Genomic DNA, 8,786 nt, shown 5'->3' with positions numbered 1-8,786 from the left:
CCTTGCGGATCTCGGTGAACATGCCGACAGCGCGTTCACGCAGCTCGGTGGGGTAGTTGCTTGCCGGTCGTGCCATGGCTTCATTCTCCTAAGAAGTGAAGCCTCCGGACAACCCGGTGCGGTTCATCCGACTGCCTCGATCACCTGAGACAGTCCGTAGACAGCAACGGCGACCGCGATCCAGACGAGCGTCGCCTCGGACAGATCGAAGGCTTTCTCGATCCATTGCACTGCTTTGGAATCGTCGATGTTCCAGCCGATCTGATCCGCAATCGGACGCAGCAACGGCAACTCGGCATCGAATGTGGATTGGACCGAGCCTCGGTCGTCGCGAAACTGGAAGATCGCGAACGCGGCACCGAACAGAACGAGCGCCCGCAGGAGCCTCTCTACCGCCAGGACGCGCATGATCACCCGGTCGCGGAGCAGTCGGCCGCGGGGAACTTCGGGCGCCTCGTCGGCCGGGCCGGAACCCGAAGGCGGCCCCGGCACGAAGTTCGCACATCGTAGACAGCGCCAGGCCTCACCCGCCGAAGTGTCGACGCGCAGTCGTGTGCGAAGTTCCGGCTCGTCGGGTGCATAGGTCTCGTGCCCGTGCCAGCTGCATGATCTCAGAGCCCAGTCCACGCCGTGAAGTCTAGGGCGTGTCGAGGCCGATACAGTGAACGTCATGGCCCGCGCTCCCCTACCGATCCGCGACGGCCTCGGACCCACGCGTGTCCGAATGCCCGACTCGTCTCCGTTCGCAACGGTGCTGGAGTATCTGGTCGACCGGTTCCCGCACAACGCCGTCAGACTCCGAGAAAAGGTCGAACTGCGCGAGGTCGTCGATGCTGCGGGCGTTCCACTTTCCGCCGAGTCCCCACTGGTTCCACGCAAGGACATCTACCTGTACCGCGACCCACCGATCGAGCCGGTGGTGCCGTTCGCCATCGAAATTTTGCATCGCGACGACGACCTGCTCGTCATCGACAAGCCTCATTTCCTCGCCACCATCCCGCGCGGCGCTTACATCGCACGCTCGGCACTGGTGCTACTTCGCCGCGAATTCGATCTGCCCGAACTGAGTCCGGCGCACCGGCTGGACCGCCTCACCGCAGGCGTCCTGATCTTCACGGTCCGTCCGGAGGTGCGCAGGGCGTACCAAGAATTGTTCGCTCAGCGCGTGGTGACCAAGATCTACGACGCCGTTGCTCGCTACGATCCCGACCTGGAGCTTCCTCGGACCGTGCGCAGCCGGATGGTCAAGGAGCGCGATGCGCGACGCGCCGAGGAGGTGCCGGGAGAACCGAATGCCGAGACGTACATGGAACTCGCGGCCAACAACCGGACGCACGGGATGTACACGTTGTACCCGAAAACGGGCCGTACACATCAGCTCCGGCTTCACATGAGTTCGCTGGGTGTACCCATACTGGGCGACAACTTCTATCCCGAGCTCTACGACGTCGCGGGCGACGACTACTCCGCGCCCTTGCAGCTTGTGGCCAGGTCCGTCTCGTTCGTCGATCCGTTCACCGAAAGAAAACGGCTCTTCGAAAGCACGCGCCGACTTCATTTACCGGGCTGAAGGCCGCTTCTGCCTATTTCGGCATCGACAGCACATCACCGTGCGACGCGTTGTCCTGAGCAATCTCGGCGGTACGAACATCGATTCGGTGGGACAGTACCGCGAGGGTGAACAAACCTATCGCGACATTGATGAGCGCAGCGAATCCTTCCTGCGCAAACTCGACGAGCGCATTGAGCAGCGTGAAGATCAACGCCGCTATCCGCAGCAATTTCAGTGGCCATAACTTCTTGTTGCGCAGGCGAACGACGGACGGCAGAGCGAGAGCAAATGTCGCGCAGGACGATGCGAACAGAATTCCGCTCGCAATTCCCATTCGATCGATAGCGATGGTGGTGTCTTTCGAATCGACGTGAAAGTTGCCCAGAACCAATTCCACGACCCCGAATATCACCCCGACGAAGGCGACGATCGTCATCGCCCACGCGACAAGAGGGACCCACCGCGGGCTCTTCAAGAATTGCGGAACCAGACGCGGAGCGAATTTCTGCAATTCATACAAGCGCGCACTTCCTGGCCTGCACTTGTCGAGCAGCAAGCGTAGGCCCGCGACGGTATCCGGTTCGGCGCCCTCCGCCTCCGCACGATCGACCATGCGCAGTGCCCATGCACGCCGATGCTCGGGCAATCCATGAGCCACGCCCTGCGCCGCGATGTGGGCAGCATTGGCGAGGGTCTCCTCGGTCGACGGTCGCCGAGCGTCACGGACGATTCGATTCCCGACGAGGACGATCACGACCAACACGTACATGATCTCCGAGGACGGCCCGTAGAAGTAGTCGTTGTCCTTGGTGACGAATTTTCCCACCTCGTCGAGGAACAGCCCGAAACCGATTCCGCCGACAACGACCGCCACCGCACGCATGGCGAAACCGAGGAACATCCACCCCAGCAGCAGCGCCAACATCATCAGTGCGCCGCCGTACAGCGCGTGCGCGATATGAAGGGTTTTGCCGCCCACCTGCGGATAGTTGGTCAGCTCCAGATAAAGCCGAGTAACCAGGATAGTCGAAATCGCTATGATCATGAACGCTTCGGCACTGGAACTGCCGTATGCGTCGCGCACGATCGAAGAACGGCGCACGCGCACGCGCGGAACCACGACTTCACGGGTCACACGTCGAGTATGAGCGCATACGCAGCCTCCGACGGGGACTTCCGAGGAACTCGAATCGGGCTCGAAAGCTACGATCGGCACCATGAAGTACGTCAAGTCGGTCGGTACGGCAGTGCTGTCGCTCGGTATGTGTTCGCTCGTTCTTGTCGGTTGCACCACCGATCAGTCCAACGCAGGGGATCGGCCCGAGCAAGGCACCACTCTCGACGACGCAGCAGGGACCGCCGGCAGCGTCGCCTCCACAGTGGGCGAGCGCGCAGGAAGCTTGTTCGACGACGCCAAAGTGCGGGCGTTCATCGTTGCGTTCCGCGCGCAGTACGGTGCTCTTGCCGAGAACCGGGACGACAACGCGATCAAGAATCTGCTCATGAGCACGTGCACCGAGATCGCCAGCGGCACCGACGAATCCTCCGTCGTCGCCGATCTGGAACTCGAGGCGGCATCAGGAGATGCGCGTCCGTCGACCGAGCAAGCTCAACGAATTTTCGATCAGGCCGAGCTGGCCTGTCCGTGATCGGCTTGACAAATTAGTTTGCCGAAACTGCAATAGAGCAATGAGCAAAGCGGATCCTGACATCGAGAACGTGATCGCTGGCGTCGGCCCCAGGCTTCGCAGCCTCCGAACCGAACGTGGAACGACGTTGGCCGCGCTGGCCGAGACGACCGGAATCTCGCTCAGCACGCTCTCGCGCCTCGAATCAGGGGACCGAAAGCCCAGTCTCGAACTACTCCTTCCCATAGCCAGGGCTCATCAGATCCCGCTGGACGAACTCATCAGCGCGCCTCCGGTCGAGGATCCACGAGTGAAATCCACCCCCACGCGACGCGAGCACGTGACGATCCACCCGCTCACCCGTCGCCCAGGCGGTATGCAGGCCTACAAACTCGTGGTCGATCCGGTTCGCTACGAGCCGACCCCACGCGTCCACGAAGGGTACGAGTGGCTCTACGTCCTCAACGGGAGACTGCGGCTCGTGCTGGGCGAACACGACATCATCATGAAACCGGGCGAGGCTGCAGAATTCGATACGCGCGTGCCACATTGGTTCGGCGCCGTCGACGATCGACCGGTCGAAATCCTCAGCCTCTTCGGTCCGCAGGGCGAGCGGATGCACGTTCGAGCGAAACCCACCGATCGTTAGCCACTTCGTCACGTTCCCGTCGGCCCGGTATGACACAGTGAGACCAGATTCGATCGACACGACGAGGAACGAAAATGACAGAAAGAAGTCCCGACACAATGGCGTCTCGGGGGCCCGCATCGCGTACCGATGTCGACATCGCAACCGGCGTTCTCGTCGGTCGTTGCGGCGGGACAGTGGCAACTGCGGTCGACGACCTGTTCGCCACCGCACGAGACAATCGAGTCAGCCTGTTCGAGCTGTCCCGAACTGTCATCACTTTGGCTGAAGGCCGACAGTGCGGCGACGAGGCCCCTCGCCGGGTCGCGCTGGCGCGATGGGGCTCGGCACTCGAACCACGGTCTGGTCGAGAAGCGCTGTCAGTTGCGGAAAACAGTATCTCCGCGTAGTTCGGGGAATCGAGCGGTCATAGCGTCGATCTGGCGGTACATCTCGTACAGCTCACGGCGCAGTGAAGCAGCTTCCGACTCCAGCTCCCGCGCACGTGTGGTCGCCTTGTCGGCACGCGCGCGAAATCCGCGAGCTTGCGCAATTTCTATGGATGCCGAGCATCTCTCGATGTGCTCGGCCAGGCCTGCTGCGAAAAGCCTGGCCTGAGCGAGGTTGACCGCGTAATTGTCATCGCGTGGGACGTCGCCGCGCCGGGTGGATTCGATGATCTTTCCTTTTGCCGATAGCCGAAGTGATCGGGGACAACTTTACGCTCGGCGTCGGACGCAACAGTCGGAGACCGACTACGAGAAGACGATCGCCAGCACCACCGACGCCGAGGTAGCTGCGATTGCCACGATGATGAGAGCCGCAATCACCCGTTGCCGAAATGCTCGACCGCTTCCGGTGTAGCTGCCGTCCGGGAAGTCGTCGTCGAGAAAGTTGTCCGCATCTACTCCGAGCTCGTCGAAGTACACGGTGTCTCGTGGCGGCACCCACTCCTGCCCGTTTGCGCGGATGGTCGCTGCGAGCCGTTCCAACCGGGCCTGAGCCCGCGCTGGATAGTGTTGCGACGGCGCATTGATCGGGAGTGCGCACGCCAACGCGATAGCAGAACCGTGACGGGCTTCCAGTGCCGCAAATGCCGATGCTGCTGTCGGATCGTCGTCTGCTTTGTCCGTCAAGAACCACGCAGCCCCTGCAGTGGCGCGATCGCCGGCCATCAGGTGGGTGTACGCCAGCAGCTCCAGGACAGGCTGAGATGCTGGGCGTCTCCGAAGCTCCGTGTACAGGCGGTCGCGCGCGGCGGTTATGTCTCCACGGGCTAGGTCCTGTTGTGCCAGATCGATCACATCCACCGAATCAGACTATCGGTGACCGAGTGATCGGACCGGACTCGGTACAGCCCGGGCTGTACATCCGTGCCGCTGAGCACAAAAAAGAAACCCCACTCGTGACAACCGACTGGGGCTCCGAAGTATATTGTGGCCAGAGTCGGGATCGAACCGACGACCTTCCGCTTTTCAGATGGACCACAACCCCCAGGAAACGGTATTTCAGCTGGTCAGACCAGGCCAGAATCGTCTGGTTGGACGAGTCGGAGCACCCCCGTCCGACCCGATTGGCGGATATCCGGCGGATCAAGCCGCATCCCAATTCGCGTCTCAAACCCAGTGGCGACGCGACACACTAGATACTATCGAACCATCCGAAGCTTATCCGATTCAGCGAATCGGGGACCGATGGACCCACCGTGACGGCTGACCGTAGCCATACTCAGCCGCGTTCGCCGACGCCTCGTCCCAAGCGCTATCGGCCTGGTCGACATTCAATGAGCCCTCAAGCCAGATATTGCGGGTTCCGAACCACGATGTGACAACGTGACCCAGTGACCGACTGGCGGAGCACATATCTCACCGCATCCATCTACACAACCGACGAAGCCCTCACCCGTCCAAGACCGATCCCAGCAAAGCCTGGCGCCCCGGCGTTGCCGCGGTAGTCCGTTATTCAGACAATCCCCGCGAACAGGCACCGCCGATCGGGAGGCGTCAGTCCATCCCGTGTCCCGCAGCCTGCGGTGTCGATCAGCAGAGTCTGATCGGCCCAGGGATTTCGGACAATGGACCCGCTTAGAATAGGGATCTACCGAAATGAGTCCGACCAGAATGAGCAGATCGCGTCGATCGTTCAGCACAGAGTTCAAGGACGAACTGTGCCGAGAGGTCATCGATTCCTCCAAGCCGATCAGTGAGGTCGCCAAGGCGTACGGTGTCGGCGACGACAGTCTGCGCCGGTGGCTGTCGAAGTATCGCGACACCCACGGCGGCGGCCCGGACACCGAACTCACGGTGACCGAACGAGCACGCCTCGCCCAGCTCGAACGCGAGAATCGAGAACTTCGAGCCGAGGCAGCGTTCCTGAAAAAAGCAGCCTTACAATCAAAGGGTCAGCGCAACAGTGCAGTTGAAGGAGGGCATGGGTGTCGAAAGTCGGCCGTCCGGGAATGTCGGATGATGCGAAAGCGGAGCTGTGGCGGCGGTGGCGGTCCGGGGAGTCGATCAGTGTCATTTCACGTGCGCTACGCAAGCCTCCGGGGTCCGTCTTCACAGTATTGAAGTATCACGGCGGCATCGCACCGTCGGAGCCTATACCGCGTTCCGGTTCGCTGACTCTTGTTGAGCGTGAGGCTATCTCGCGCGCAGTCGTATCGGGCGATACCGTTCGGTCGATTGCTTCGATTCTCGACCGCGCGCCCTCGACCGTAAGTCGTGAAATCACCAGGAATGGAGGGCGTGGCAGCTATCGCGCCGCAGCTGCGCAGGTGCGCGCTGGCGTGCAGGCCAAGCGGCCCAAAGAATGCCTGCTGAAACGGAATCCAGTGCTGCGCGACAAGGTCGTGTCGATGCTCGACGACGAGTGGTCACCCGAGCAGATCGTCGGGCATCTGAGATTGCGCCATGCTGACGACGTCGAGCTCGAAATCAGTCACGAGACGATCTATCGCTCGATCTACACCACACGCTGGGGCGTCATCCCACAGAAACTGTGCAAGAAGCTTCGGACCCGCCGCCCGATCCGAAAGAACAAGCGGCACAGTGTCAAAGGGCAGTGGCGTTCGCAAATTATTGATGCACGACCGATCGAGGACCGGCCCGCCGAAGCGCAGGATCGCAGCGTCAGCGGCCACTTGGAAGGCGACTTGGTCATTGGTTCGAGAAACAGTCAGGTAGCCACCCTGGTCGATCGTAAGTATCGCTATCTGACTATCGTGCAGACGCCAACCCGGCATACGACGTCGGTCGTTCCTGCGCTGGTCAGGGAGTACGCGCGGATGAATCCGGCTCTATGTCGGAGTCTGACCTGGGACCGTGGGATGGAACTCGCCGGCCACAAGCTGCTCAGTGCTGCGACTGGGATCGAGATGTTCTTCGCTGCCCCACGCAGTCCCTGGCAGCGAGGAACGAACGAGAACACCAATAAGCTTTTACGCCAGTATCTTCCGAAGGGAACGTACATGGGAGATCTGACTCAACACGATCTCGATGCGATCGCAGCGAAGCTGAACAACCGTCCACGGAAGTGCCTTGGATTCAAGTTGAACCGCACCGGCGAGTCCGGAGACTTGATTTTGTGTGAGGTCGGTCAGCTCGCGAGCTGTTCCGATTGTTGAGTGTAGTGGAGTTGCTCGCATTCGATCGGCGACATGTCACCGCAGAATTCGTAGATCCGGTCGTGGTTGAACCATTGCAGGTAGTCGGCTGTGGCAGCCTCGACGTGTGCGGCGTCCCGCCACGGGCCGGTACGCTTGATCAACTCCGCTTTGTAGAGTCCGTTGATCGACTCGGCGAGGGAATTGTCATGGGCATCGCCGACCGTTCCGATGGAGGCATCGATGCCGACTTCGACGAGTCGTTCGGTGAAAGCTACTGCGGTGTACTGACTTCCGGCATCATTGTGGTGTACGAGGCCGGTCAGATCGGTGACCCCTTCGGACCTGCGAACCCAGATCGCCTGGTTGATCGCATCGAGAACCAACGGTGTCGTCATCCGATTCGACACCTTCCATCCAAGGATCCGGCGGGCGTACGCGTCGATGACGAACGCGACGTACACCCACCCGGCCAACGTTCGGACATAAGTAAAATCGGCAACCCATAGAACATTCGGGGCCAACGGTTCGAAATTACGGCCGACCAGGTCCTTCGCCCGGTCGGCTTTCGGGTCCGAGACGGTGGTCCGCGGGTCACGCCCGCGCAGGACACCGCGGAGCCCGAGGACAGGCATGAGTCGTTCGACGGTGCACCGTGCAACATCGGTTCCGTCGCGCCGCAGCGCTATCCACACTTTCCTGGCCCCGTAGACGGAGTAGTTCTTCTCGTGGACCTCTGTGATCTCGACCATCAGGTCCTCGTCTCGAATCTCCCGCCGGGACAGTGGCCGGTGACGGGCGTCGTAGTACGTCGACGGGGCGATCTTGCATCCGAGTTCGGTGAGTTCGGTGCAGATCGGCGCGACCCCGTGTGCGTCTTTGTGCGCGTCGATGAACGCGCAGATCACTTGTGTGGGCGGTCGAGCTCCGCCGCGAAGAAAACCGATGCCGCCTTCAGAATTTCGTTCGCGCGCTTGAGTTCTCGGTTCTCGGCTCTGAGTTTGCGGATGTCCGCGGCTTCGTCGGTGGTGATACCGGGTCGGGTGCCGGCGTCGACCTGGGCTTTGCGGACCCAGTTCAGGACTGTCTGCGTCGACTTGATGTCGAGCTTGTCCGCGATCGATGTCGCGGTTGCCCAGTCCGAGGTGTAGTTCGTGCGGATCTCGGTGAACATGCCGACCGCGCGTTCACGCAGTTCGGTGGGGTAGTTGCTTGCCGGTCGTGCCATGGCTTCATTCTCCTAAGAACAATACCGTTCAGTTAAGGACCTTCGAGGTATGATGAGTTGTGCCTCGTAGCGGATGGGTGAAACCGGTCTCGGATCGTCGGCTGTCGGATGTGGTGTCGGTGGGGTTGTTGACCAGGGTCTTTCCG

8 protein-coding genes, 2 pseudogenes and 1 other annotated feature are annotated in these 8,786 nt (G+C 61.2%); of the genes and pseudogenes, 6 read left to right on the top strand and 4 right to left on the bottom strand.

What is annotated here, in order from left to right; all coding sequences use genetic code 11:
* Positions 1–126: 126 nt before the first annotated feature.
* A pseudogene (locus QMK17_RS25685) lies at positions 127–627 on the bottom strand (DUF2127 domain-containing protein); the annotation flags it as partial.
* A 43-nt stretch (positions 628–670) separates the two neighbouring features.
* Here QMK17_RS25685 and QMK17_RS25680 point away from each other — a divergent pair.
* Positions 671–1,570 (top strand): pseudouridine synthase, encoded by a 900-nt coding sequence (locus QMK17_RS25680; RefSeq protein ID WP_283512113.1) that lies wholly within the window; start codon positions 671–673, stop codon positions 1,568–1,570.
* A 13-nt stretch (positions 1,571–1,583) separates the two neighbouring features.
* On the opposite strand, the gene QMK17_RS25675 is transcribed toward QMK17_RS25680, so the two are convergent.
* Complete coding sequence (locus tag QMK17_RS25675; protein WP_283512114.1) at positions 1,584–2,597, bottom strand: hypothetical protein; 1,014 nt, start codon at positions 2,595–2,597, stop codon at positions 1,584–1,586.
* 172 nt (positions 2,598–2,769) lie between these two features.
* On the opposite strand from QMK17_RS25675, the gene QMK17_RS25670 reads away from it, so the two are divergent.
* From QMK17_RS25670 to QMK17_RS25660, 3 genes are all read left to right on the top strand, one after another.
* A complete protein-coding gene (locus QMK17_RS25670; protein ID WP_283512112.1) occupies positions 2,770–3,201 on the top strand; it encodes a hypothetical protein in 432 nt (143 codons plus the stop codon).
* 40 nt (positions 3,202–3,241) lie between these two features.
* Positions 3,242–3,829 carry a helix-turn-helix domain-containing protein gene (locus QMK17_RS25665; RefSeq protein WP_283512111.1) on the top strand — a complete coding sequence of 196 codons (588 nt, stop codon included), beginning with the start codon at positions 3,242–3,244 and terminating at the stop codon, positions 3,827–3,829.
* Positions 3,830–3,903: 74 nt separating this feature from the next.
* Positions 3,904–4,218, top strand: coding sequence for an ANTAR domain-containing protein (locus tag QMK17_RS25660; protein ID WP_283512110.1), 315 nt, complete (start codon positions 3,904–3,906; stop codon positions 4,216–4,218).
* A gap of 345 nt (positions 4,219–4,563) precedes the next feature.
* Here the strand turns inward: QMK17_RS25660 and QMK17_RS25655 are convergent, their stop codons facing one another.
* On the bottom strand, positions 4,564–5,118 hold the full coding sequence (locus tag QMK17_RS25655; RefSeq protein ID WP_283512109.1) for a DUF6584 family protein: 555 nt from the start codon (positions 5,116–5,118) through the stop codon (positions 4,564–4,566).
* Between the two features lie 810 nt (positions 5,119–5,928).
* Between QMK17_RS25655 and QMK17_RS25650 the strand changes: the two are divergent.
* Positions 5,929–6,192 (top strand): annotated as a pseudogene (locus QMK17_RS25650) (transposase); the annotation flags it as partial.
* A 50-nt stretch (positions 6,193–6,242) separates the two neighbouring features.
* Complete coding sequence (locus tag QMK17_RS25645) at positions 6,243–7,433, top strand: IS30 family transposase (RefSeq protein ID WP_283512108.1); 1,191 nt, start codon at positions 6,243–6,245, stop codon at positions 7,431–7,433.
* Here the strand turns inward: QMK17_RS25645 and QMK17_RS25640 are convergent.
* Positions 7,406–8,640, bottom strand: a protein-coding gene (locus QMK17_RS25640) for an IS3 family transposase (protein WP_283512107.1) whose coding sequence is annotated in 2 segments (ribosomal slippage) — positions 7,406–8,355 and positions 8,355–8,640 — 1,236 coding nt in all. Because the reading frame shifts where the segments join, the coding sequence is not laid out codon by codon here. The genes QMK17_RS25645 and QMK17_RS25640 overlap by 28 nt on opposite strands.
* Positions 8,228–8,356, bottom strand: a sequence feature (AL1L pseudoknot). (Overlaps the previous gene by 129 nt.)
* Positions 8,641–8,786: the final 146 nt, after the last annotated feature.

Source organism: Rhodococcus sp. G-MC3 (genome assembly GCF_030063335.1).
Taxonomy (GTDB): domain Bacteria; phylum Actinomycetota; class Actinomycetes; order Mycobacteriales; family Mycobacteriaceae; genus Rhodococcoides.
Note: the sequence above shows the minus strand (reverse complement) of the source record. Positions and strands in the feature narration are given on the sequence as shown.

Coding starts and splice junctions, on each gene's coding strand:
- QMK17_RS25660 (WP_283512110.1), top strand. CDS start 3,904: ATGACAGAAAGAAGTCCCGACACAATGGCGTCTCGGGGGCCCGCATCG.
- QMK17_RS25665 (WP_283512111.1), top strand. CDS start 3,242: ATGAGCAAAGCGGATCCTGACATCGAGAACGTGATCGCTGGCGTCGGC.
- QMK17_RS25670 (WP_283512112.1), top strand. CDS start 2,770: ATGAAGTACGTCAAGTCGGTCGGTACGGCAGTGCTGTCGCTCGGTATG.
- QMK17_RS25680 (WP_283512113.1), top strand. CDS start 671: ATGGCCCGCGCTCCCCTACCGATCCGCGACGGCCTCGGACCCACGCGT.
- QMK17_RS25675 (WP_283512114.1), bottom strand. CDS start 2,597: ATGATCATAGCGATTTCGACTATCCTGGTTACTCGGCTTTATCTGGAG.